Source organism: Caulobacter sp. P4_E5 (assembly GCF_056401555.1).
The window spans coordinates 25660-49138 of sequence record NZ_JBFUJD010000033.1 but is presented as its reverse complement, the minus strand read 5'-3'; the positions used below and the strand labels follow the sequence as shown (position 1 = coordinate 49138).

Annotated in this window: 28 protein-coding genes and 1 pseudogene; 14 read left to right on the top strand and 15 right to left on the bottom strand. The window is 66.6% G+C overall.

Annotated elements, in window-relative coordinates; genetic code table 11:
- Positions 1–51 precede the first annotated feature (51 nt).
- Positions 52–369 (bottom strand): DUF1476 domain-containing protein, encoded by a 318-nt coding sequence (locus tag AC1DSO_RS12350; RefSeq protein ID WP_047404943.1) that lies wholly within the window; start codon positions 367–369, stop codon positions 52–54.
- Between the two features lie 394 nt (positions 370–763).
- On the opposite strand from AC1DSO_RS12350, the gene purC reads away from it, so the two are divergent.
- The 6 genes from purC (at position 764) to AC1DSO_RS12320 (ending at position 5906) form a co-directional block, all read left to right on the top strand.
- Positions 764–1522 carry a phosphoribosylaminoimidazolesuccinocarboxamide synthase gene (gene purC, locus AC1DSO_RS12345; protein WP_477069093.1) on the top strand — a complete coding sequence of 253 codons (759 nt, stop codon included), beginning with the start codon at positions 764–766 and terminating at the stop codon, positions 1520–1522.
- 168 nt (positions 1523–1690) lie between these two features.
- A complete protein-coding gene (gene purS / locus AC1DSO_RS12340) occupies positions 1691–1936 on the top strand; it encodes a phosphoribosylformylglycinamidine synthase subunit PurS (protein ID WP_477069092.1) in 246 nt (81 codons plus the stop codon).
- 17 nt (positions 1937–1953) lie between these two features.
- A complete protein-coding gene (locus AC1DSO_RS12335) occupies positions 1954–2418 on the top strand; it encodes a DUF4760 domain-containing protein (RefSeq protein ID WP_477069091.1) in 465 nt (154 codons plus the stop codon).
- Positions 2419–2494: 76 nt separating this feature from the next.
- A complete protein-coding gene (locus tag AC1DSO_RS12330) occupies positions 2495–2980 on the top strand; it encodes a DUF3291 domain-containing protein (RefSeq protein ID WP_477069090.1) in 486 nt (161 codons plus the stop codon).
- A 151-nt stretch (positions 2981–3131) separates the two neighbouring features.
- Positions 3132–3794 carry a phosphoribosylformylglycinamidine synthase subunit PurQ gene (gene purQ, locus AC1DSO_RS12325; RefSeq protein WP_047404951.1) on the top strand — a complete coding sequence of 221 codons (663 nt, stop codon included), beginning with the start codon at positions 3132–3134 and terminating at the stop codon, positions 3792–3794.
- Between the two features lie 177 nt (positions 3795–3971).
- Positions 3972–5906 carry a CocE/NonD family hydrolase gene (locus tag AC1DSO_RS12320; RefSeq protein ID WP_477069089.1) on the top strand — a complete coding sequence of 645 codons (1935 nt, stop codon included), beginning with the start codon at positions 3972–3974 and terminating at the stop codon, positions 5904–5906.
- Between the two features lie 196 nt (positions 5907–6102).
- Here the strand turns inward: AC1DSO_RS12320 and AC1DSO_RS12315 are convergent, their stop codons facing one another.
- Together AC1DSO_RS12315 and AC1DSO_RS12310 are read right to left on the bottom strand one after the other, a co-directional pair.
- Positions 6103–6261 carry a hypothetical protein gene (locus AC1DSO_RS12315; protein WP_477069088.1) on the bottom strand — a complete coding sequence of 53 codons (159 nt, stop codon included), beginning with the start codon at positions 6259–6261 and terminating at the stop codon, positions 6103–6105.
- A gap of 86 nt (positions 6262–6347) precedes the next feature.
- Positions 6348–6956: a peptidylprolyl isomerase gene (locus tag AC1DSO_RS12310; protein WP_477069087.1), complete on the bottom strand. Its 609-nt coding sequence runs from the start codon at positions 6954–6956 to the stop codon at positions 6348–6350.
- A 199-nt stretch (positions 6957–7155) separates the two neighbouring features.
- Here AC1DSO_RS12310 and AC1DSO_RS12305 point away from each other — a divergent pair.
- From AC1DSO_RS12305 to AC1DSO_RS12295, 3 genes and pseudogenes are all read left to right on the top strand, one after another.
- Positions 7156–7359 (top strand): annotated as a pseudogene (locus AC1DSO_RS12305) (hypothetical protein); the annotation flags it as partial.
- 121 nt (positions 7360–7480) lie between these two features.
- Complete coding sequence (gene purL / locus AC1DSO_RS12300) at positions 7481–9688, top strand: phosphoribosylformylglycinamidine synthase subunit PurL (protein ID WP_477069086.1); 2208 nt, start codon at positions 7481–7483, stop codon at positions 9686–9688.
- A gap of 18 nt (positions 9689–9706) precedes the next feature.
- Positions 9707–10054, top strand: coding sequence for a hypothetical protein (locus AC1DSO_RS12295; protein WP_477069085.1), 348 nt, complete (start codon positions 9707–9709; stop codon positions 10052–10054).
- A 61-nt stretch (positions 10055–10115) separates the two neighbouring features.
- On the opposite strand, the gene AC1DSO_RS12290 is transcribed toward AC1DSO_RS12295, so the two are convergent.
- The 5 genes from AC1DSO_RS12290 to AC1DSO_RS12270 all read right to left on the bottom strand — a co-directional run bounded on the left by AC1DSO_RS12290 (position 10116) and on the right by AC1DSO_RS12270 (position 15452).
- Entirely contained in the window at positions 10116–10442 is a 327-nt protein-coding gene (locus AC1DSO_RS12290) for a hypothetical protein (RefSeq protein ID WP_056046748.1), read from the bottom strand.
- Positions 10443–10536: 94 nt separating this feature from the next.
- Positions 10537–11607: a ribosome small subunit-dependent GTPase A gene (gene rsgA, locus AC1DSO_RS12285; protein WP_477069084.1), complete on the bottom strand. Its 1071-nt coding sequence runs from the start codon at positions 11605–11607 to the stop codon at positions 10537–10539.
- 51 nt (positions 11608–11658) lie between these two features.
- Complete coding sequence (locus AC1DSO_RS12280) at positions 11659–12519, bottom strand: alpha/beta fold hydrolase (RefSeq protein ID WP_477069083.1); 861 nt, start codon at positions 12517–12519, stop codon at positions 11659–11661.
- Positions 12520–12567: 48 nt separating this feature from the next.
- Complete coding sequence (locus tag AC1DSO_RS12275) at positions 12568–14397, bottom strand: PAS domain-containing hybrid sensor histidine kinase/response regulator (protein ID WP_477069095.1); 1830 nt, start codon at positions 14395–14397, stop codon at positions 12568–12570.
- A 116-nt stretch (positions 14398–14513) separates the two neighbouring features.
- A complete protein-coding gene (locus AC1DSO_RS12270; RefSeq protein ID WP_477069082.1) occupies positions 14514–15452 on the bottom strand; it encodes a M20/M25/M40 family metallo-hydrolase in 939 nt (312 codons plus the stop codon).
- 143 nt (positions 15453–15595) lie between these two features.
- Here AC1DSO_RS12270 and AC1DSO_RS12265 point away from each other — a divergent pair, with 143 nt between their 5' ends.
- From AC1DSO_RS12265 to AC1DSO_RS12250, 4 genes are all read left to right on the top strand, one after another.
- Entirely contained in the window at positions 15596–15832 is a 237-nt protein-coding gene (locus tag AC1DSO_RS12265; protein WP_047404972.1) for a BolA/IbaG family iron-sulfur metabolism protein, read from the top strand.
- Between the two features lie 8 nt (positions 15833–15840).
- A complete protein-coding gene (locus AC1DSO_RS12260) occupies positions 15841–16731 on the top strand; it encodes an aldo-keto reductase family protein (RefSeq protein WP_477069081.1) in 891 nt (296 codons plus the stop codon).
- Between the two features lie 66 nt (positions 16732–16797).
- Positions 16798–17139, top strand: a complete 342-nt coding sequence (gene grxD, locus AC1DSO_RS12255) for a Grx4 family monothiol glutaredoxin (protein WP_047404976.1) — start codon at positions 16798–16800, stop codon at positions 17137–17139.
- Between the two features lie 120 nt (positions 17140–17259).
- Positions 17260–17679 (top strand): acyl-CoA thioesterase, encoded by a 420-nt coding sequence (locus tag AC1DSO_RS12250; protein WP_477069080.1) that lies wholly within the window; start codon positions 17260–17262, stop codon positions 17677–17679.
- Here AC1DSO_RS12250 and AC1DSO_RS12245 read toward each other — a convergent pair.
- Positions 17663–18010: a hypothetical protein gene (locus AC1DSO_RS12245; protein WP_477069079.1), complete on the bottom strand. Its 348-nt coding sequence runs from the start codon at positions 18008–18010 to the stop codon at positions 17663–17665. The two genes, AC1DSO_RS12250 and AC1DSO_RS12245, sit on opposite strands and share 17 nt — an antisense overlap.
- Positions 18011–18171: 161 nt before the next feature.
- On the opposite strand from AC1DSO_RS12245, the gene AC1DSO_RS12240 reads away from it, so the two are divergent.
- Positions 18172–19308, top strand: coding sequence for a serine hydrolase domain-containing protein (locus AC1DSO_RS12240; protein ID WP_477069078.1), 1137 nt, complete (start codon positions 18172–18174; stop codon positions 19306–19308).
- Positions 19309–19422: 114 nt separating this feature from the next.
- Here AC1DSO_RS12240 and htpX read toward each other — a convergent pair whose 3' ends face one another.
- The 6 genes from htpX to fghA all read right to left on the bottom strand — a co-directional run bounded on the left by htpX (position 19423) and on the right by fghA (position 23373).
- A complete protein-coding gene (gene htpX / locus AC1DSO_RS12235; RefSeq protein WP_477069077.1) occupies positions 19423–20361 on the bottom strand; it encodes a zinc metalloprotease HtpX in 939 nt (312 codons plus the stop codon).
- An 11-nt stretch (positions 20362–20372) separates the two neighbouring features.
- A complete protein-coding gene (locus AC1DSO_RS12230) occupies positions 20373–20696 on the bottom strand; it encodes a TFIIB-type zinc ribbon-containing protein (RefSeq protein ID WP_477069076.1) in 324 nt (107 codons plus the stop codon).
- A 276-nt stretch (positions 20697–20972) separates the two neighbouring features.
- Entirely contained in the window at positions 20973–21590 is a 618-nt protein-coding gene (rpsD, locus tag AC1DSO_RS12225; RefSeq protein ID WP_056046771.1) for a 30S ribosomal protein S4, read from the bottom strand.
- Between the two features lie 150 nt (positions 21591–21740).
- Complete coding sequence (locus AC1DSO_RS12220) at positions 21741–22196, bottom strand: hypothetical protein (protein WP_477069075.1); 456 nt, start codon at positions 22194–22196, stop codon at positions 21741–21743.
- Positions 22189–22431 (bottom strand): hypothetical protein, encoded by a 243-nt coding sequence (locus AC1DSO_RS12215; RefSeq protein WP_477069074.1) that lies wholly within the window; start codon positions 22429–22431, stop codon positions 22189–22191. The genes AC1DSO_RS12220 and AC1DSO_RS12215 overlap by 8 nt, the downstream gene beginning before the upstream one ends.
- A 108-nt stretch (positions 22432–22539) precedes the next feature.
- Positions 22540–23373, bottom strand: a complete 834-nt coding sequence (gene fghA / locus AC1DSO_RS12210) for an S-formylglutathione hydrolase (protein WP_477069073.1) — start codon at positions 23371–23373, stop codon at positions 22540–22542.
- Positions 23374–23479 lie beyond the last annotated feature (106 nt).

Here is a 23479-nt window from a genome sequence, read left to right as displayed (position 1 = left end):
AAAAGGCCGCCCGGTGGGGCGGCCTCGTTCGGAACGTATCAGAGGTGGCGGTTACTCGCCGGCCTTGATCTGCTCGCGGGCATGGGACAGCAGCTCGTCCATCTTCATGCGGACCTCGCCCTCGGACACCGAGACGCCCGAGCCCTTGAGGTCTTCGAAGACCTTGCGCAGCACGTCCTCGTCGCCCGGCTGTTCGAAGTCGGACTTCACCACGGCGCGCGCGTACTCCTCGACGGTCGCCAGGCCCATCAGGCCGGCCGCCCATTCGCCCAGCAGGCGGTTGCGGCGCGCGGTCGCCTTGAATTCCAGTTCGTTGTCGTGCGCGAACTTACGTTCGAAACCCTGTTCGCGTTCGTCGAAGGTGGTCATGAAGGCCCCAAAGTCGCCAGCCTGTCGCGGCCAGATGAATTCATCCGGCCGCGACAGGCCATAATTCTAAACATTTTGAGCATGATGGCCGCCGAAACCGGCGTCCACTTTCGGCTATCAATGCTCCTACGCCGGCTGCATATCCCGTGGCGGTCTCCGCCGCAATCGGCGGATAGGCCGCAGCCGATGTTTCCGTTCGAACCATAGACCAAATAACTGTCCTTTGTTTGCGCGGCCGCGCTCATTCAGGTAGGTTCCAAGGGACATTTTTTAGTGAGCGGCCTTGAGTCGAACGCCGCGCGCAGCTATCCGCCGCGCGCGCTTTTCGTTTCTCCGGGAACTTTCTTCCCGCCAGGGCCGGGCGCGCGCTTCCAGAAGGGCCTCGACGAGAGCCATGACGACCCGTCGCAAGAAGATCTACGAAGGCAAGGCCAAGATCCTGTACGAGGGCCCCGAACCGGGCACCTTGATCCAGTACTTCAAGGACGACGCGACGGCGTTCAACGCCCAGAAGAAGGCCGTGCTGGAAGGCAAGGGCGTCATCAACAACCGGATCAGCGAGTACATCATGACTCGCCTGAACACGATCGGCGTCCAGAACCACTTCATCCGCCGCCTGAACCTGCGCGAGCAGCTGATCAAGGAGGTCGAGATCGTTCCGCTCGAGGTCGTGGTGCGCAACATCGCCGCCGGCTCGATCGCCACGCGCCTGGGCCTGACCGAGGGTCAGCCCCTGCCCCGCTCGATCATCGAGTTCTACTACAAGGACGACAAGCTCAACGACCCGATGGTGTCGGAAGAGCACATCACCGCGTTCAACTGGGCCGCGACCCAGGAGATCGACGACATGATGGCCATGGCCCTGCGGGTGAACGACTACCTGTCGGGCCTGTTCAGCGGCGTCGGCATCACGCTGGTGGACTTCAAGATCGAGTTCGGCCGCATCTACGAGGGCGACTTCTCGCGGATCATCCTGGCCGACGAGATCAGCCCCGACAGCTGCCGCCTGTGGGACGCCCTGACCAACGAGAAGTTGGACAAGGACCGCTTCCGCCGCGACATGGGCAATGTCATCGAGAGCTATACCGAGGTGGCCCGCCGCCTCGGTATCATGAAGGAAATGCCGACCGTCATTCAGGGCGGCGTGCACTAGAAGAGACCCCTTCTCCCAGCGGAGAAGGAGGGGCCTGCGCGCCCTGGCGCGTGGGAGGATGGGGGGTTTCACCCTGTCCGGACGGCCCCGTAACCCCTCACCCTCCCATGCTCGCGCATGGGCCCCACCCTCTCCCTTCGGGAGAGGGTCGCGAAAAGGTCAGACGCGATGAAAGCCACTGTCCACGTGTTCCTGAAGCCCGGCGTGCTCGACGTTCAGGGCAAGGCTGTCGAGAACGCCCTGCACGGCCTGGGCTGGCCCTCGGTGAAGGACGCCCGCGTCGGCCGCGTGATCGAGTTCGACCTGGCCGAGACCGACGCCGAAAAGGCCAAGGCCGAGGTCAAGACCATGTGCGAGAAGCTGCTGGCCAATACGGTCATCGAAAGCTACCGCATCGACATCGCCACAATCTAGGCGTTAAGCTTGACGGTATGGCCGTCTGGAATGCGCTGGCTGCCTTGGYGGCCGTGACAGGTGTGGGAATCGGTACCTGGCAGATCATAAGGATTCGCCAAGAGAATAAACGTGACCGCACTCTACGCATGTGTGTTGATTACAATATCGATCCGATCATCGATGCAAGCGCGCGAAGCTTGCGCAAAGCACATCAAGACGGCGCGTTTCAAAGCGATCCTAATGCCTTTCGGTCCGACATCGCTACGATCTTCAACTATTTTGACATGATCGCCGTTGGCGTTGAGCAAGGCCTTCTGATTGATAATTTAGCCCGCGATCACTTGCAAAACATCATAAGAGAATACGAAGACACCTATTTTAGGCCTGATATCATGAAGACGATGAATCTCGATGTCGGACGTGACTGGCCAATGCTGAAGAACATGTGCAACCGTTGGCGCGTCAGCCGCCCTCTCTTTTCTGACAAGCTTCGCTTCTGAATTTTTCTCCGCCCCCCCCTTCCGATCGCAGCTTCGCCACACGATGTTCGGCGAGATGGCGAAAGGGAGACCGTCGATGATCGCGAAGTTCCACCTGGCCGAGGTCAATGTCGGACGCCTGCGGGCGCCGATCGACCACCCCATGATCAAGGATTTCGCGGACAATCTCGACCGCATCAACGCCTTGGCCGAATCCTCGCCGGGCTTCGTCTGGCGCCTGAAGGGCGACGGCAACAACGCCACCGACCTGTCGATCGGCGGCGACCCGCTTTACATCCCCAACCTGTCGGTCTGGGAAGACATCCCCTCGCTGGGCGCCTACGTCTATCGCAGCGCCCACGTCGAGATCATGCGCCGCCGCCGCGAGTGGTTCGAGCACATGGACTTCTACATGGCCCTCTGGTGGGTCCCGGTCGGCCACGAGCCGACCGTCGCGGAAGCCCTGGAGAAGGTGGCCCTGATCGCCGCCCACGGCCCCACGCCCGCGGCCTTCACGTTCAAGTCCCCGTTCCCGGCCCCGACGGGCGAGCCGGTGGAGCCGGAATTGGACGAGTGCGCGTAAAAAACCTGTCATCCCGGCCAAGCGCGAAGCGCGCCGAGCCGGGGCCGCCGGAAGCTCCGAGCTTGTGGCGGTCCCGGGTCTTCCCCCGGATGACAGTTGAAGAACGTTCGGCGCCTGACATCCCGCCCGAACGATGCTACAGGCCCGCGCCATGAAAGCCGCCGTCGTCGTCTTCCCGGGTTCGAACTGCGATCGTGACTGCAAGGTCGCCATCGAGCGCTCCGCCGGAGCGCGTGTCGAAATGGTCTGGCACCAGGAGACGGCGCTGCCGGACGACCTGGACCTGATCGTCCTGCCCGGCGGCTTCTCGTACGGCGACTATCTGCGCTGCGGCGCCATGGCCGCCCAGAGCCCCGTGATGAAGGAAGTCGTCTCGGCCGCCGCCAAGGGCGTGGCCGTGGTCGGCATCTGCAACGGCTTCCAGGTGCTGACGGAAGTCGGCCTGCTGCCCGGCGCCCTGCTGCGCAACGCCGGCCTGAAATATGTCTGCAAGCCGGTCGGCCTGGACATCGTCAACGGCCAGACCCGCTTCACCGCCGGCTATGGCGAGCAACGCCAGGCGGTCATGACCGTCGGCAATGGCGAGGGCAACTACTTCGCCGACGAGGAAACCCTTGACCGGATCGAGGGCGAAGGCCAGGTGGTGTTCCGCTACCAGGAAAACCCGAACGGCTCGGCCCGCGCGATCGCCGGCATCGTCAACGCCGGCGGCAACGTCCTGGGCCTGATGCCCCACCCCGACCGCGCCTTCGACGCCGACCTCGGCTCCGAGGACGGCGCGGTGCTGTTCCGCAGCATCTTCCAGAGCGCGTAAAAACTGTCATCCCGGCCAAGCGCGTAGCGCGCCGAGCCGGGACCGCCGGAAACGCGGCGCTTTTTGCGGTCCCGGGTCTACGCTGCGCTCCGCCCGGGATGACAGGCCTTAGCGTTACACTATAGCACTCCCGAAAAACCGCTCCTAAGGTGCCCGCCTCAGTAGGAGGGCCAATCCATGAGTCTCGTTTCCACCCTGCGCGCGGGCCTGCTGGCCGCCGTGGCCATCTCGGCCGTCGCGGTCGTCGCCGCTCAAGCGCAGACCCCGCCGCTCACCCCCGACATCGACGGCAAGTACGTCGCCGCCAAGGTCGGCTACGACTACGAAAAGCGCGTCGTCATGGTTCCGATGCGCGACGGGACCAAGCTGTACACCGTCATCGTGATCCCCAAGGGCGGCAAGAGCCTGCCGATCCTGCTGACCCGCACGCCCTACAACGCCGCCAAGCGCACCGCGCGCTTCGACAGCCCGCATATCAACGGGACCCTCGCCATGGGCGACGAGGTCTTCGTCGGCGACGGCGGCTATATCCGGGTGATCCAGGACATCCGCGGCAAGTACGGCTCGGAAGGCGACTACGTGATGACGCGGCCGCTGAAGGGGCCGCTGAACTCGTCCGAGGTCGACCACTCCACCGACGCCTACGACACCATCGACTGGCTGGTGAAGAACGTGCCCGAGACCAACGGCAAGGTCGGCATGCTGGGCTCGTCGTACGAGGGCTTCACGGTCGTCATGGCCCTGGTCAATCCGCACCCGGCCCTGAAGGTCGCCGCGCCGATGAGCCCGATGGTCGACGGCTGGATGGGCGACGACTGGTTCCACTTCGGCGCCTTCCGCCAGCCGAACTTCGACTACTTCACCGGCCAGACCACCGTCCGCGGCGCGGGCGAGAGCGTCCAGCGCCAGGGCTATGACGACTACACCAACTTCCTGCGCGAGGGCTCGGCCGGCGACTACGCCAAGAACCATGGCCTGGACAAGCTGCCCTGGTGGAAGAAGCTCAGCGAGCACCCGGCCTATGACAGCTTCTGGAGCGAGCAGGCCCTCGACAAGACCATGGAGAAGACGCCGCTGAAGGTGCCGACCATGTGGATCCAGGGCCTGTGGGACCAGGAGGACATGTGGGGTGCGGTGCACGCCTACCCGGCCCTGGAGTCCAAGGACGCCGGCAACGACAAGAACTACCTGGTGCTGGGCCCGTGGCGGCACAGCCAGGTCAATTACGACGCCTTCAACCTGGGTCCGTTCAAGTGGGACGGCGACACCGCCCTGCAGTTCCGCCGCGACGTGCTGCGGCCCTTCTTCGACCAGTACCTGAAGGACGGCCCCAAGGCCGACACCCCGCCGGTGCTGATCTACGATCCGGGCCAGAACAAGTGGAACCGCTACGCCAGCTGGCCCCAAGGGGGAACGGCGAACAAGGCGACCAAGAACCTCTATCTAGAGGCCAATGGCGGGCTGGATTTCACCGCTCCGGCGGCGGCCAAGGGCGCGGCGGCCTATGACGAGTACGTCTCCGACCCGGCCAAGCCCGTGCCGTACATTCCGCGCCCGCTGCAATTCAACGATCGCAGCCGGTGGACCCAGTGGCTGGTCACCGACCAGCGCGGTGTCGACGGCCGTCCGGACGTGCTGACCTACACGACCGAGCCGCTGAAGGCGCCGCTGAAGATCGCCGGCGTGCCGAAGGTGAACCTGGTCGCCTCGACCAGCGGCACCGACAGCGACTGGGTGGTCAAGCTGATCGACGTCTATCCGGACGAGGTCCCCAACCAGCCCGAGCTGGGCGGCTACCAGCTGGCCGTGGGCATGGACATCTTCCGCGGCCGCTATCGCGAGAGCTTCAGCGATCCCAAGGCGCTCAAGTCGAACACGCCGCTGAAGTACCAGTTCATCCTGCCGACCGCGAACTACACCTTCCAGCCGGGTCACCGGATCATGGTGCAGGTCCAGTCCAGCTGGTTCCCGCTCTACGACCGCAATCCGCAGACCTTCGTGCCGAACATCTTCTTCGCCAAACCGGCCGACTATGTGAAGGCCACGCAGCGGGTGTTCCACGCCGGCGACACGGCCAGCTTCATCGAGCTGCCGATCGTGGACGTGAAGTAGGGAGAAGGAAGCTCCTCCCCCGCGCTGCGGGGGAGGTGGTCCGGAGGACCGGAGGGGGCGAGCTCGGCCTACGCCGCATTAGCCCCCTCAGTCGCTCCGCGACAGCTCCCCCGCGTCGCGGGGGAGCATCTTCAAAAACAAGAAGGGCCGGCGATGACCGCGCCGGCCCTTCCCCTACGGAGAGATGGTCTTCGAATCAGCGCTCGCCGCGCCGTTCCATGTCGTCGTTCTTCTGGCCGCCCGGATTGCGGCCCTGCTCGTCTTGGCGCGGCTGGCCCTGCTGTTGCTGCTGGCCGGGCGCTCGGCGCTGCTGGTCCTGCTGTTGCTGCTGCGGGTTCCGGTTGTTGTCAGCCATCGGGCTTTCTCCTTTTTCACCGCACGCTCACGGCGCACGATGGAAAAACGGCCCCGGACTCGCCCCGTTCCTACGGCAAAGACGCCTTATTTCCGGCTAAGCTCCAGGATTCGCACGGGTTTCTCGATGATCTGACCCTTCATGTAAGGGTCGTCGGCCTTGCTGACCGTCGGCGCGTCGTGGATGGCGCGGACCACGTCCATCCCCTCCACCACCTTGCCGAACGCCGCGAAGCCCTGACCGTCCTTGTTGCGCGCGCCGCCGAAGTCCAGGGCCGGATTGTCGCCCAGGCAGATGAAGAACTCAGAGGTCGCCGAGCCCGGCGCGTTGCGCGCCATCGAGATCACCCCGTCCTTGTGCGAGAGGCCCGTGCGCTTGGTGGTTTCGTGGACGATCGGCGGCAGCGGACGCCCGCCGTCGCCCAGTCCGCCCTGGATGACGCTGATAGCGGCCGGGTTGTTGTCGTTCTTCGGCGAGACGGTCCGATAGAAGGCCCCGCCGGCCATCAGCCCCTTATCGGCATAGGCCAGGAAGTTGGCCGCGGTGACCGGCGCGCGATCCAGATAGAGGGCGATGACGATCGTCCCCTTCTCGGTGACCATCCGCACCCGCACCTCCCGATCCTTGCTGGCCGCGATCAGCGGCGCGGCGGCCAGGGCGGCGAGAACGGCGCGGCGGTCGAGGCTGGGTCGCATGGGCGTCTCCGGAAGGATCTCCCGTCTTAGCGCCGTTCGCCGCGAAAATCTGCGCCCTTGGATAGAGACATAGGGTTAACGATCGCGAGTCAGGCGAGGACGCTGGAATTACCGTCTCATTCGATCCAACGTCCGTTTCAGAAGATTTTGGGGGAGTTCGTCGCGGGTGGGGCGCCGCGCGGCGATCGTTATCAAGACCATGACCGATCCGGACGTCCGGTTTCCCGACACCTATGTCAGCGGCGTGCCCGTCTGGGCCAAGCGCCGCAAGCGCTCCGCCGTTCATCCCCTGCTGCGCGCCACGATCGTGCTGCTGGCCCTGTTCGGCGCGGTGGTGATCGGCGTCTCGCTACGTCTGGGTTCGGTCGAGAAGGGCGGCGCGGTGATCGACCACTGGCTGGCGGTGGGCGCGATCCATCTGGAGACGGTCATCAAGAGCTTCTGAGCCTCGCACGCGCTTCGGCGGCAAGAAGTCTCAGGCGGACTGTGGCGGAATCCGTACGTCCGGGGTAGAAGGCGCGCCCATGAGCACGCCCCAAAAGCCCATGGCCGAATTGGCCGCCGAGTTCGGCCTGAAACCCGCCGAGTACGACGTCGTTCTGAAGCGACTGGGCCGAGAGCCCAACCTCGTCGAGCTGGGCGTGTTCTCGGTGATGTGGTCCGAGCACTGCTCGTACAAGTCGTCGAAGAACCAGCTGAAGAAGTTCCCGATCGACGGCCCGCGCGTGATCTGCGGCCCGGGCGAGAACGCCGGCGTCATCGACATCGGCGATGGTCACGCCATCATCTTCAAGATGGAGAGCCACAACCACCCCTCCTACATCGAGCCCTACCAGGGCGCGGCGACGGGCGTGGGCGGTATCATGCGCGACGTCTTCACGATGGGCGCGCGACCGATCGCCCTGCTGAACGCCTTGCGCTTCGGCGATCCCAGCCACCCGAAGACCAAGCGCCTGGTCGACGGCGTGGTCGCCGGCATCGCCGGCTATGGCAACTGCGTGGGCGTGCCCACGGTCGCCGGCGAGACCAACTTCCACCGGGGCTACAACGGCAACATCCTGGTCAACGCCATGTGCGTGGGCCTGGCCGACGCCGACAAGATCTTCTATTCGGCCGCCCCCGGGCCGGGCCTGGCAGTCGTCTATTTCGGCTCCAAGACCGGCCGCGACGGCATCCACGGCGCGACCATGTCCTCGGCCGAGTTCTCCGAGGACTCCGAGGAGAAACGTCCCACCGTCCAGGTCGGCGACCCCTTCGCCGAGAAGCTGCTGATCGAAGCCACGCTGGAGCTGATGGCCACCGGCGCCGTCGCCGCCATCCAGGACATGGGCGCGGCGGGCCTCACCTCCTCGTCGGTCGAGATGGCCGGCAAGGGCGGGGTCGGCATCGAGCTGAACATGGACATGGTCCCGCAGCGCGAAGAGGGCATGAGCGCCTACGAGATGATGCTGTCGGAAAGCCAGGAGCGCATGCTGGCGGTCCTGAAGCCCGGCCGCGAGCAGGACGGCCACGCCATCTTCGAAAAGTGGGGCCTGGACGCCGCGGTCATCGGCTACACCACTGACACGGGCCGGCTCGTCCTCAAGCACCACGGCGAGACGGTCTGCGACGTGCCGCTGGCCCCGCTGTTCGACGACGCGCCGCTGTACGACCGTCCATGGGTCCAGCCCAAGCTCGACCCGCGCCTGGACCCCGGCCAGATCCCCGCCCCGATCGACTGGAACGAGGCGGTGCTAAAGATCGTCGGCTGCCCCGACATGGCCTCCAAGCGCTGGCTGTGGGAGCAGTACGACCGCCACGTGATGGCCGACACGCTGGAAGACAGCGCCACCGGCTGCGACGCCGGCATCGTGCGCATCCACGGCACCGGCAAGGCGATCGCGGTCACCAGCGACTGCACCCCGCGCTACGTCCAGGCCGACCCCTACGAGGGCGGCAAGCAGGCGGTGGCGGAAGCCTGGCGCAACCTGACGGCCGCCGGCGCCCTGCCGATCGCCATCACCGACAACCTGAACTTCGGCAGCCCCGAAAAGCCCGAGACCATGGGCCAGATCGTCCGCGCCACCGACGGCATGGCCGAGGCCTGCCGCGCGCTGGACTTCCCGGTCGTGTCGGGGAACGTCAGCCTCTACAACGAGACCAACGGCGTCGCCATTCCGCCGACCCCGACCGTCGGCGCCGTGGGCCTGCTGGAAGACTACGACCTGCGCACCGGCTTCGGGAACGTCGCGGAGGGCGACACCCTGGTGCTGATCGGCGAGACGCACGGCGAGCTGGGCGCTTCGATCTATCTGCGCGAGATCCTGGGCCGCGAGGACGGCGCGCCGCCGCCGGTCGACCTGGCCGTCGAACGCAAGAACGGCGACTTTGTCCGCGGCCTGATCGGTTCGGGCCTGGTAGCCGGCGTCCACGACCTGTCGGATGGCGGCCTGCTGGTCGCCGCGGCCGACATCGCCCTGGCCAGCAAGGTCGGCGTCACCCTGAACGCCACCAGCCCCACCCACGCCCACCCTTACCTGTGCGGCGAGGACCAGGCACGCTACCTGATCGCCACGCCCGATCCGGACGCGGTGCTGGAAGCGGCCAAGGAAGCCGGCGTCCACGCGATCGTCGCTGGCGCGGCCGGCGGCGACGCCTTCGCCTCGCGCGAGCTGTTCAGCATCCCGCTGGACACCCTGCGCGCGGCCCACGAAGCCTGGCTGCCGGGCTATATGAACGCCCCCAAGGCCTGACGGAAAGACCCAGTACCCATGCGTATCCTCGCCCTGACGGCCGTGGCCGCCCTGCTCCTGGCCGGCTGCGCGCCGACCGCCGAACCGGCCGCCCCGACGGCGGAAACCCTGGCCAGCGCCTGCTCGGCCAAGGGCGGCGCGGTCCAGCCTGTGGGCAAGGCCCAGATCCCGACCTGCGTCGTCCCCTATGCCGACGCCGGCAAGGCCTGCACCGACAAGAGCCAGTGCGAGGGCGCGTGTGTCCTGGAAGGCAATCTGGAGCCCCAAGGCCCGGTCACCGGCGCCTGCCAGAAGACCAATCGCCAGTTCGGTTGCTACGCCAAGGTCGTGAACGGCAAGGCCACGGCGGCGATCTGCGTCGACTAAAGGGGTTCGAACTCACCGCTACCCGCGTCAGCGCGCGCGGGGAGCGGATGCTCGGCGTCCGCTAATCGGCGTCCGGCTCGGCTGGACCTTCGCGAAATTCATCCGCGCCGACGAACGCGACACCCTCTTCGTCCAGAACCCATGCGCCGAGGAAGGCGGCATGCTCCGGATCGATCTCCTCGTCGATCAAGTCGCCGTCGTAGAGGCCGACGGTGCTGAAGTCGAAGTCCAGCGAGAGTTGATGGGCCATGCCCACCATCTCCTCGGCCATGCGGCGCGAGTACCCCAGGGCTTCGCTTTCATTGATGAAGTCGTCGCTCAGCGTGCTCACCTCCACCGCATTGCTGCCTTGGGTCGCACTGGTCGTAACGATGGTGAACGCGGGCATGGGCATCTCTCATGAGGTGGGAATCGTCACTTAGTCCGGTTCGCCCGAGTCGAGGGCTACATTCTGAAGAACACTTCCGGCGCGCTCGAGGCGTTCAATCCCCGCCTCGGGCGTCCCTTTTCGCGGCGCGGTACGTCTTCTGCAGCCCGGCCAAGCGGCGACGCTCAGTGTCCTTGGCGATACGGTCGGCTCGGGCTTCGACCTCGGCCAGCTCGGCGCCCAGCTTCTGGAAGTTGGCCCAGCGGGCGGGGTCGAGCGCGCCGTTCGCCAGCGCCGCGCGCACCGCGCAGCCGGGCTCGTTGGCGTGACCACAGTCATTGAATTTGCAGGTTTCTATCAGGCGCTCGACGTCGTCGAACGCCACGCTAAGGCCTTCCTCGGCGTCGATCAGGCCAACTTCCCGGATGCCGGGCGTGTCGAGGATCAGCCCGCCGCCGGGCAGCAGGACCAGCTGGCGATGGCTGGTCGTGTGGCGCCCCTGGTCGTCGGACTCCCGGATTGCGCGGGTCGCCATGCGATCCTCGCCCAAGAAGGCGTTGACCAGGGTGGACTTGCCGACGCCGGACGAGCCGATCAGCACGCAGGTCTCGCCGGGCGCCACCTGGGCCAGGAGGGCGTCCAGGCCCAGTCCCAACCGCGCCGACACCGTCAGCACCGGGCAGCCGGCCGCCAAGGCGGCGATCGCATCGGCCTGGCTTTGCGCGTCGTCGGTGATGTCGGACTTGGTCAGCACCACCACGGGCCGCGCCCCGCTCTGCCAGGCGGCGGCCAGGTAGCGCTCGATGCGGCGCGGATTGAGGTCGGCGTTCAGCGAGGTGACGATGAAGGCGACATCGATGTTGGCGGCGATGACCTGCAGGGTCTGCACGCTGTCGGCCGCCCGGCGCACGAAGGCGGTGCGGCGCGGCAAGACGGCATGAATCGTGGCGGCGCCGTCCGCTGGGTTAGGCGACAGCGCCACCCAGTCGCCGACGGCCGGATGGCCTGCCTCGCGCGCCTCGTGCAGCAGACGGCCGGCGAGCTTGGCGCGCAGTTCCCCCTCCTCGGTGACCACATCATAGCTGTCACGGTGCTGGGCGACGATACGGCCGGGGCCATGGCCGGCGCGCGCGTGCGGCTCGAAGGCCTGTCGCAGCGTGTCGGACCAGCCGTATTGCTTGATCAAGTCACGGGCCTTTACATCGCCGGCGAGCGGTCGCGGCTCGCCACGACCTTTCTACGTCCGTCGCTCCAAAACGTCGCGCGCGAATTCGAGCAGGGCCGCGGCGAATGGCTCCGGCGCCTCGATCGACAGGAGTTCACCACTGCCGGCGATCGTCTTCCCTCGCACCTGAGTAGCGCCCGCCCTGCGCAGGCCTTCCAGATACGGTTCGATCGGGTGAGGATCGGCGCCGCCGCGCATGTACAGGATCGGCGTGTCGATCGCCTTGGGGACGGCGTTGTGTTCGGCGTCCCGAGGCAGGGCGCGATACCAGTCGAAACCGGTGCGAAGCGCTGTCGGTGTGGAATATTGCTGAACACAGGCTTCGCGGAAGCCTTCGTCGATCTTCGCCTTGTCGCCCGCCAAAGCATCCAGAAAGAAGTCGAAGTAGGGCCGTTCACGTCCGGAAACGAGCGTCTCCGGAAGGCCGGGAATCTGATGTAGGGCGAAATGCCAGATCCGCGGATTGGCGAGCACGTCCTCCCACGGGTCGAGTCCGGGCAACACCGTGTTCATGATCACGGCGCCGGCGAGCCGATCGCCGAAATCGCGCGCGGCGGCGAAGGCGATCATGCCGCCGACGTCGACGCCCGCCACGATCATGGTCTTGGCGCCGGCGGCTTCCGCGCCGGCGATGATCGTCTTGGCGATGTCGGCCTTCAGGGTCGGGACCGGCTCGCCGGTCGACTTGCCGGTCCCGGGGAGGTCGAACGCCAGGACGAAATGTTCCTGGCTCAAGGGCTCCAGGACGGGGCTCCAGACCGCGCTGCAAAGCGGCCAGCCGTGGAGCAGGACAATAGCCGGGCGATCGGACGAGCCCGCCGCGAGCGCAGACAGGCGCAAAGGACCGACTTCGACGGAGATTTGACGGCGCATCAGGGGAAAACACCTCGGCCGCGCGTCGGTTTCAAAGGCCGAGCGGCCCTAGGCCGCGTGGGCCCGGCCCGACCAGCGCGCCACGGCCTCCAACAGCTTGGTCGGGTTGATCGGCTTACCCAGGTGATCGTCCATGCCCGCCGCCAGGCAGGTGGCGATCTGTTCGGGCAGGACGTTGGCGGTCATGGCCACGATCGGCGTAGCCACGCCCCGCGCGCCTTCCATGGCGCGGATCTCGCGGGTGGCGGTCAGGCCGTCCATCACCGGCATCTGTACGTCCATCAGGACGAGATCGTAGTGGCCCTGGCGCATGGCCTCGACGCCGGCGACGCCGTCATTGGCCGTCTCTACGCCGACGCCGAACGGCTCCAGCATCGCGCGGATCAGCTCGCGATTGACGGCGTTGTCCTCGACCAGCAGCAGCCGCACCCCGGCCTCGGCGTCGAACAAGGGCGTGTCGTCGGCCTCGGCCGTGGTTAGCCGCGCTAGCGGGCCCCGCACCTCAAACCAGAAGGTCGAGCCCTGCCCCTCGACGCTGTCGACGCCGATCCGGCCGTCCATCCGCTCGATGATCCGACGTGAGATAGCCAGGCCCAGGCCCGTGCCGCCAAACCGGCGCGAGACCGCCGCGTCGGCCTGGGAGAAGCGGTCGAAGATGTTCTCGCGATGCTCGGGCGCGATGCCGATGCCGGTGTCCCTGACCTCGGCGCGCAGCACGGCCCAATGGCCTTCGTCGTCGCCGTCGACCGTCTGGCTAAGCGCGACGGTGATCGCGCCGTGGGCCGTGAACTTCACGGCGTTGGACAGGAAGTTCAGCAGCACCTGGCTGAGGCGTGGGCCGTCCAGGCTCATGGGCTCCAGACCTTTGCCGATCCGGACCACGACCTTCAGGCCCTTGGCGGCGGCGCGCTCCTCGACCAGGGCCGCGCAGGACGAGGCCATGGCCGCCGGGTCGAACGGTCCCGGATCCAGCTCCAGCCCGCCGGCTTCCAGCCGCGAGAAGTCGAGCACGTCGTTGACCACGCTGAGCAGGGTGTGGCTGGCGTCGAGGATGTGGCCGACCTGCCGCGCGGCGGTCTTGGTCAGGCCGCGCGACCGGCGCAGCACCTCGGCGAAGCCCAGGATCGCGGTCAGCGGCGTACGCAGCTCGTGGGTCATGTTGGCCAGAAAGTCGGACTTGGCCGCCGAGGCCGTCTCGGCCAAGTCCAGGGCCTGGGCGATGTCCAGCTCCAGGCGCTTGCGCTCGGTGATATCGCGCGAGGTGACCAGCAGGATGTTCGAGCCGTCGCCGAGGCGCGAATAGGCGCTCTCGAGCCAGATCGCCGTCCCGTCCTTGCGGAAGCACTCGTAGTCGGCGCTGATCGGCGGGCCGCCGGGCGTCAGGCTTCGGATGATGCCCTGGACACGCTTGAAGTCCGCGTCGCTGACCATCGCGGTCGGCGGCAGGGCCAAGAATTCGTCGGCCGAATAACCGGTGATCCGCTCGATGCTGGGCGAGCTGTAGAGGCGCTCGCCTTTCGGCGTCCACAGGGCCACGTGGTCGGTCAGGTTGTCGCCCAGCAGCCGATAGAGGCGCTCGGCCTCGCGCAACTTGGTGAGAGCCTGCTCGGCCTCCTCGATCGCGCCCTGTTTGGCCGCGACGCTGGCGGCGAGGTCGTCGCGCATCCGCTCCAGCCGCATCCGCTGGCCGGTCAGCCAATAGGACAGCGGCGACGCGACGATCATGGCGATGAGCAGGGTGGTGACCGGCGTGAACGCCGCGGGCGACCGCGAGATCAGCACGTTGAAGACATAGTCGGCCGTGATCGCCGCGGCCACGATGAAGCCCACCGTCGGCGCGGTCCTGAAGATCCGGTCTCGGAAGACGGCCAGGGTGATGTCGACGGCTCCTTCGGGCTGGACGTTGCCGCCCTCCAGATTAAGGAGAGGTGACGCTTGCCCGCCAGCCCGGGCGGCAATTCGCCGCGCCGTGAATTAGGAGTAAAACCGAGGACTTAGCGCCCCGACGCCTTGGCTACATCGTCGAGGTCGCGTTCCAGGGCCAGGCTGGCCTGGACCACCGTCGCCACCGAGCGCTTGAAGAAGTCCTCCGGCACGGTCGCGAAGTCGTCGGTCGGCTTGTGGTATTCGGGGTGGTCCTCGACCCCGAAATAGACCCACGGCACACCCTTCTCGGCGAAGGCGTAGTGGTCAGACTGGTTGGTCCAGTTGTTGTCCTTGCCGTCGGCGTCGGTGTCGTGGCCCAGCTTCAGGGTCACCGGCGCGGTCGTGGCCACCTTGACCAGGATCGGCTTCAGGTAAGGGAACGGCGCGGTCCCCGAGACGTAGAGTTCGTTCTTGGCGTTCTTGCTCAGCATGTCGAAATTGACGTCCAGCGCGATGCTGGCCAGCGGGACCGGCGGCGCGGCGACGAACGCCTTGGCGCCGCGCAGGCCGCCCTCCTCGGCGTCGACCACCGCCAGGATCACGTCGTGCTTGGGGGGCTTGGCCTTGAAGGCCTCGGCCACGGCCAGCAGGCCCGCCACGCCCGAGGCGTTGTCGTCGGCGCCGTTGTAGATCTGGCCGTCGCGGACGCCCAGGTGGTCGTAGTGGGCCGAGACGACCATCGCCTTGCCGCCGCCCGTCCCCTTGATCCGGGCCACCAGATTGGTTCCCTGCACGGTCGAGCCGTCGCGCTTGGCGTAGGTGAACGGCTGCTCGAACTTGTCGCCGACCGGCGACAGCCCAATCTGCGCGAAGCGCGACAGGATGTAGGCGCGCGCCTTCTCCGATCCCGGCGTGCCCGGCGCGCGGCCCTGCATGTCATCGGCCGAGAGAACGCGGACGTCGTCGATCGCCTTGTCTCCAGGGCCCGCCAGGGCCGGCGCGGCGATCGCAAAGGACAGGACGGCGGCGGCGGTGAACGCCAAGGAGCGGCGAGAAAGACAGGTCATGACGCCTACATGCCGTGCGCCGCGCGGCGAATTCAATTAAATCTCCGACATCCGCCGCGACCCCTAAGACGAGCGCTGTCAAAATACGCCCGTTCTTAAGGAATCACGGCCACATAGACCCTCCAAGCACCGGAGCCGCCACCGTGCCCATGTCCCATGCCGACCTCGAAGCCCGCCTCACCGCGGCCTTCCCGGATTCCGAGATCGTGCTGACCGACTTGGCCGGCGACAATGACCACTGGAAGGCCCGCATCGTCTCCCCCGCCTTCAAAGGCCTGAATCGCGTGCGCCAGCATCAGCTGGTCAACAAGGCCCTGGCCGACGTGCTGGGCGGGACGCTGCACGCCCTGGCCCTCGAAACCGCCGCCCCGGCCGAATAGGAGAGCCCGTGCGCTACCGCCCCTTCGGCGCGACCGGCATGGCGGTTTCGGCGCTCACCCTGCGCCTGGCGGACGGCTCGCGCCTGCGGGCCAACGACTGGCGCGCCCTGGTGTTCACGGCCTTGGAGAACGGCATCAACAGCTTCCAGGTCGAGGGCGACTCGCCGGAGCTGTTGCGCGGCGCGGCCGAGGCCTTTGCTTCGGTCGAGCGCCACCTTCTGTTCCTGACCTGGCGCGTGCGCGGCGACGCCGCCGCCCTGGGTCAGCAGGCGGTCGACAGCCTGCTGGGCTCGGCCTTCGAGGGCCTGGGTCTTTCCTACCTCGATCTCGTCCTGGTCAACGACCCGCTGGGACCCGCCTTGCCGTTCGCCTTCGACGCGGGCCTGCGCTCGCTGCACCACAGCCGCGCGGTGCGCGGCGTGGGCATCGCCAGTCGTGGCGATATCGATCCCGGCCTCTTGAAGAGCGGCCTGATCACGGCGGTCTCTTCGCCGTTCAACCTGTCGTCCGGCTGGGCCGAGCGTCATCGCATCCGCCACGCGTCCCAGCACGACTTCGCGGTGATCGGCGAGGACTTCTGGCCCCAGGCCCTGCGCGAGGGCGGCGAGCTGGCCGGCCCCAAGCCGTCGCTGTGGCGCCGCCGGTCCGATCCGTTGGCCGACATCGGCGGCTACGAGTTCCTGCACGCCACCCAGGGCTGGAGCGGCGAGGACATCTGCCTGGGCTACGCCCTGACCGAGCCGTCGCTATCCACCGTCCGGATCACCGCCGACACCCGCGCCGAGGTCGAGCGCCTGGCCGCCGTGGTCGAGCGCGACCTGCCCAACGGCGTCTGCGCCCAGATCGAGATGGCCCGCTTCTCGGCCCAGGAGCGCGAGAAGGCGGAGGGTCGCACCTGAGCCCTCCCCTCTTGACCAAGGGCCTTGCGGCGCCTAGCTGAAAGCCTTCGCCCTAGGACTATCCGCATGACCGACGTCGCCTCCTCCCCCGCCCTGGACTTCATCGCCAAGACCGTCGCCGAAAATCCGGTCGTGGTCTTCATGAAGGGCGTGCCGGACCAGCCGCGCTGCGGCTTCTCGTCGGTCGTCGTGCAGATCCTCGACCACCTGGGCGTCTCGTTCGTCGGCGTCGACGTTTTGCAGGACGACGACCTGCGCCAGGGCGTCAAGACCTTCACCGACTGGCCGACCATCCCGCAGCTGTACGTCAAGGGCGAGTTCGTCGGCGGCAGCGACATCATCCGCGAGATGTTCCAGTCGGGCGAGCTGAAGACCTTCCTGACCGAACAGGGCGTTCTGGCGGCGTGAGCCTTAGGAGCTCGCAGCCTGTGAAGACTACGCGGGCACGCGCGTGAGCCTCCAGGCGAAGTGCGAAGCGGTTCGCCGCCCGGGAGGCTCACTCTCAAAAAAGAACGCGCGGGGACGCGCGTGAGCCGGGTTTTCGTCCCGCCTTCGGACGCCTATTCGCTGACCTTCACGTCCAAGGCGTCGGACATCGACGCCAACGGCCACGTCAACAACGTGATCTATCTGGGCTGGGTCCAGGACCTGGCCATCGCCCATTGGGAAGCCTGGGCGACGCCGGAAGAGCGCGCGGGCTGGTCTTGGATCTGCCGCCGCCACGAAGTCGACTATCGCCGCGAGCTGCTGCCGCACGAGATCGCCACCGGCTACACCTGGGTCGGCGAGCTGAAAGGCCCGCGTTTCGAACGCTACGCCCGCATCGACGGCCCTGACGGCGAAATGTGCGCCCAGAGCCGCACCGACTGGGTCCTGATCGACATCGCCGCCAAGCGCCCGGCGCGGGTGATGCCCTGGATGATTGCGCGCTTCACGCCGAAGGGGTGATGGGATTGGCGATGACGATGCGCTCGCCGCGCGTCAGGCCCAGCTCTTCATAGCCGAACACCAGGTCCGCCCAACCGGCCAAACCCTTGCAAGTCTCCAGCCGTCGTCGGGCGAAGGCGACCACCGCGTGGCCGGCCTTGCGGTCGACCCGGAACACGAAATCGGCTCTGGCCGCGCAACCTCTCGAACTCACGCGGATCGTCAGGGCTTCGGTCCCCGCCTCGGCGGCCAGCAGCGGCTCCAGCTCCGGCCAGGTCTCGCCCGGCGCGGCGGTCATCAGCGCGGGCGTCGTCGCGCAGCCGGCCAGGCCCAGGGCCGCTCCGGCGAGCACGAAACCTCTGCGTGAAACCCCGCCCGTCATCGACCTCTGTACGAACCGCCTAAACTGCGCTGAAGATCGCCCACCGCTGGCGACCTGACCAGCCCCCCGAAGCCCGCCGGGCTTCGGCATTGAAACATTTTGGAGCGCTCCGCGCTCCGGGGGAGCGTATCGTGCGTGTTCGTTCCGCCTTGCTGGCCGCGTCCTTGGCGAGCGTCCTGGCCGCCCCCGCTTCCGCCGCCGATTACCGTAAGCTCGACGCCGAGATCGACCGGCTGATGGCCGCTGGCAAGATCCCCGGCGTCGCCATGGCGGTCATCGACCACGGCAAGGTCGTCCACGTGGTCACCAAGGGCGTGCGCAGCGAGAAGGGCGCCCCGCTGACGCCCGACACGATCATGTACGCCGCCTCGATCACCAAGGCGACGTTCGCCTACTACGTCCTGATGCTGGTCGACGATGGCAGGATCGATCTCGACAAGTCGATCGCCGACTACCTGCCCAAGCCCCTGCCAGACTATCCCCGCTATGCCGACCTCGCCGTCGACGAGCGCTGGAAGACGATCACGATCCGTCGCCTGCTGACCCACAGCTCGGGCCTGGCCGACCAGCGGTTCTACGACCCCGAGAACAAATTCCGCTTCAACCTGGAGCCTGGCAGCCGCTACGCCTATTCGAACGAGGGCGTGAACCYGGCCCAGTTCGTCATCGAGCAGAGCCTAGGCCTGAAGGTCGGCGACGAGATGGACCGGCGGCTGTTCCGGCCGCTGGGCATGACCCGCTCCAGCATGATCTGGCGCGACGACTTCAAGGCCAATCTAGCCGACGGCCAGCACGCGGACGGCAAGTGGGAGGCCCACGACGACCGCTCCAGCGTCAAGGCGGCCGGCTCGCTGGACACCACCATCACCGACATGTCGAAGCTGGCGGCGGCGATGGTCTCGGGCTGGGGGCTGTCGGCCAAGGCGCGGGCCGAGCTGGACAACGGCAGCTTTCCGATCGTCAGCCGAAGCCAGTTCCCGCCGTTCCTGATCAAGGACAATCCCGACAACGCCAAGATCGGCCTGAAGGCCGGGATCGGCGTCGTGGTGTTCGACGGTCCGCAGGGCCGAGCCTTCTACAAGGGCGGCCACAACGACATCACCGACAATCATCTGGTCTGCGTCGAGAAGGGCAAGCGCTGCGTGGTGCTGCTGACCAACAGCGGCGTGGGCCAGAAGGTCTTCCCGCCGCTGGTCAAGGCCGCGCTGGGCGACATCGGCGCGCCGTGGACGTGGGAGTATGGGGAGGTTCCGTCGGTGGAGCCGTAGAAACTAACATCCCGGCCAAGCGCGAAGCGCGCCGAGCCGGGACCGCCGGAAGCTCAGAGCCTTTTGCGGTCCCGGGTCTACGCTGCGCTTCGCCCGGATGACAGGGATAGTAGCTCAGCCCCAGGGACCAGCGCCGGGACCTTCGCTGGGCGGAACCAGCGTCGCCGCCTCCCGCCGCGTTCCCTGCCCGACGCCCAGGCGCATCAAGGCCTCGACGCGGTTCTGGGTCGAGGGGTGGGTCGAGAACAGGCTGTCCGCGCCCTTCCCGTTCAGCGGGTTGATGATGAACATGTGGGCCGTGGCCGGATTGCGCTCGGCGTCATAGTTGACATAGCCGCCGCGCGCATAGGCCTCGATCTTCTCCAGTGCTCGGGCCAAGGCGGCCGGGTCGCCGCCGATCGCCGCGCCGATGCGGTCGGCCTCGTACTCGCGGGCCCGGCTGATGGCCATCTGCACCAGCATGGCCGCGATCGGGGCCAGGATGGCGATGGCGATCGCGCCGATCATCCCGCCAAGGCCGCCGCCGTTACCCTCCTCGTCGCGCGAACCGCCGAAGAAGAACGCGAAATTGGCCAGGGCCGAGATCGCGCCGGCTATGGTGGCCGTCACGGTCATGGTCAGGGTGTCGCGGTTCTTCACGTGGGCCAGTTCGTGGGCCATCACGCCGCGGATCTCGTCGCGGGTCAGCAGGCGCAGCAGGCCGGTGGTGGCGGCGACGGCGGCGTGGGCCGGATCGCGGCCGGTGGCGAAGGCGTTGGGCTGGTCGCTGTCGATCACCGTCACGCGTGGGCGCGGCAGGCCCGCCTTGGCCGCCATCGCCACGACATCGCTCACATAGAAATGAATCAGCGGCTCGGGATGGCTTTCGTCGACCTCCCGCGCGCCATAGGTCCGCAGCACGATCTTGTCGGCGTTCCAGTACGAGAAGGCGTTCAGGGCCAGGGCGAAGACCAGGGCGATCAGCATGCCGGTCGGCCCGCCGATCAGATAGCCCGCGCCCATGAACAGGGCCGTCAGGCCCGCCAGCAGCATGTAGGTCTTGAAGTGGTTCATCGGTCTAATCGTCAGTCGAAAATGTCGAACAGGTCGAAGCGCTTTTTCTTGTGCTGGCCGTGCTGGCCGTAGGGCCGCCGATCGTCGTCGTAGCGCTTGTGATCGCCATCACGCCCATGGTCGCGCTTATGATCGGAATAGTGGTCGGGACGCGTATAGGGCCGCGGATCGGCCTGGGCCGCCTGCGCTTCCTCGCGCTCGAGGGCCATCAGCTTTTCCAGCTCGCCTCGGTCCAGCCAGACGCCTCGGCAGCGCGGGCACATGTCGAACTCGACGCCGGCGCGCTGCACGGCCTGCATGGAGCCGTCGCAGTTGGGGCACATCAAAAGGGGCATTCCAGAACCTCCGGTCCAAAAGGATGGATCGGGTGTCCTCGATGCCGGCGGCGCCTTTGGGGAGGGGGGCTGAAGGCGGCCGGACCCAGGACATCGAGAACACCCGATGCGGTCCGACATCACGAGTGCTTGCATCACTCGCCAGAGGGGCCCGGTCCCGCCCGATTAAGCTGGGATCGCCGGCCGGGGCTTTCAAGGGCGCCGCGCCCCTTAAGGGCGCAACAAAAAAGGCCCCGGATCGCTCCGGGGCCTTTTCGGTGGGTTCGGATCCGACGCTTACGAAGCGTAGAATTCGATAACCAGGTTCGGTTCCATCTTCACCGGATACGGAACTTCCGACAGTTCCGGAGCACGGACGAAGGTCGCCGACATGGCCTTCACTTCGACGGGAACGTACTCGCAGAAGTCACGCTCGTTGGAAGCCAGCGACTCCAGCACCAGGGCCATGTTGCGCGACTTTTCACGGACGCTGATCACGTCGCCCGGCTTGCAGCGGTACGACGCGATGTTGACGCGCTTGCCGTTGACCAGGACGTGGCCGTGGTTGACGAACTGACGGGCCGCGAACGGGGTCGGGACGAACTTGGCGCGATAGACGATGGCGTCCAGACGCGATTCCAGCAGGCCGATCAGGTTTTCCGAGGTGTTGCCCTTGCGGCGGGCGGCTTCCTCGTAGGTGCGCGAGAATTGCTTCTCGGTCAGGTTGCCGTAGTAGCCCTTCAGCTTTTGCTTGGCGCGCAGCTGCAGGCCGAAGTCCGAAACCTTCTGCTTGCGGCGCTGGCCGTGCTGGCCGGGGCCGTACGAGCGCGAGTTGACCGGGGACTTGGGACGGCCCCACAGGTTCTCACCCATGCGGCGGTCGATCTTGTACTTGGCGCTATGGCGCTTGGACATAAGTCACTCTTTTATTCGATCCGTGCCGGCTCCCCTCGAAAGAGGTGCGATTTCAACGGCGGCGTCGGGTCAATCCGTCATACGATATCCGCGCCGTCCGGCGAGCCGGCGGCGGGAAGGCGCGGTTTATGAGGGAATGACGACGGGGAGTCAATCGTCGTGGGAGATCTCGACCTCGCCGGTCGGACCGATATAGCGCAGGGTGTATGGACGCAGGAACGTTCGCCCCAAAAGAGCCTGATGCCATTGCCCGCCAGACTCAAGCTCGACGCCCGCGAACGGCTGGAACAGCATCTGTTTCAGGGAAGGGATATAGAGTCGCGCCATATAGATATTCACGCGGGTCGCATCGCCGATACCGCTGGCGATGCGCTGGTCGATCACGGGCAATCGCGCGAGACCCGCTATGCCGCTGTCGATGCAGTTGTCGCCAGCCCCGGTGTCGACGAGCGCTCTTAGTCCTTTGAACTGCAGTTCAGGTCCGTCAGCCGTCTGAGTTAGAGGCTTGAGGCCTATGTCGACCAATAGAGTTGGACCCAACTTGACGAGCAGGTCCGGYGCGATTTCGCCTTTCCCATCCTTGAAGCCGGCTTGGGTCTTAGCCATGCGCTGGGCGATACATGACAGACGCGGGCAAATTGACCGCCGCCACTCCAATTTGCCGGATCAGATATGGGCCTTCCTCGAAGCGCTCCATGGCTTCGGTCGCCGCCTCGTCGAAGCTCTTCCGGAGGAAGGCYAGGACGCCAGCATGAAAGACCGCCCACTCACCAAAGTGCTGAGCTTCAAGATCAGCTTTCATGACGTCGAATGCAGCGATGTCATCGCGTAGTACGGACATGTCACCCTCGCTTCCGACATGAACGCCGAAACAGGCGCTGCGATCAATCAAGCACCTGTTCGATCATCGCCTGAGTCGGCGACCTTCATCCACACTGACGCCAAAAAATCACAACCTTCGCGCGTGCCAGCTCACGTGATCCCCGATGAAGGTCGAGATGAAGAAGTAGCTGTGGTCGTAGCCTTCCTGCCGCCGGACCGTGACCTTGCGGCCGGCCTGGGCGGCGGCGGCTTCGATCAGTTCGGGCTTCAGCTGGCTGTCCAGGAAGCTGTCGGCCAGGCCCTGGTCGATCAGGATCTCGTCGAAGCTCTCACCCGTTCCATCCTCGATCAGGGCGCAGGCGTCGTGGGCTCGCCAGGCGGCGCGGTCGGGACCGAGATAGGCGGTCATCGCCTTGTCGCCCCACGGGCAGTTCAGCGGCGAGACGATCGGCGAGAAGGCGCTGACCGACTTGAACAGGTCCGGATTGCGCAGGGCGATGGTCAGGGCGCCGTGGCCGCCCATCGAGTGACCGAAGATCCCCCGCCGCGCCGGGTCCAGCGGGAAGGCGTCGTCGACGGCCATCAGCAGGTCGCCGGTGACATAGGCGTACATCTTGAAGTGCGGCGCCCACGGCGCCTGGGTGGCGTCGACATAGAACCCCGCCCCCTGCCCCAGGTCATAGGCCGGATCGTCGGCGACGCCGTCTCCACGCGGGCTGGTGTCGGGCGCGACGATCGCCAGGCCGTGCTTGGCGGCGTGTTCATAGACCCCCGACTTCACCGTGAAATTGTCCTCGGTGCAGGTCAGGCCCGACAGCCAGACGAGATAGGGGAACGGCCCCACACCATCAGGAAGCCACACCGTGAACTTCATCGGCGTGCCAGTGCTGGTGCTGGCGTGCCGGCAGTAGCGCAGGGTCCCGCCATGCAGGCGGTGGGTGTTGAGGATCTCGACGGTCATGCTCACTCCTGTCACTCGCCCCCTCCGCGCTTCGCGCTCCTCCCCCGAAGGGGGAAGAAGGATCGCGAACCTTCCGCCCGCCTTTGGGGGCGGACGACCCGCGCAG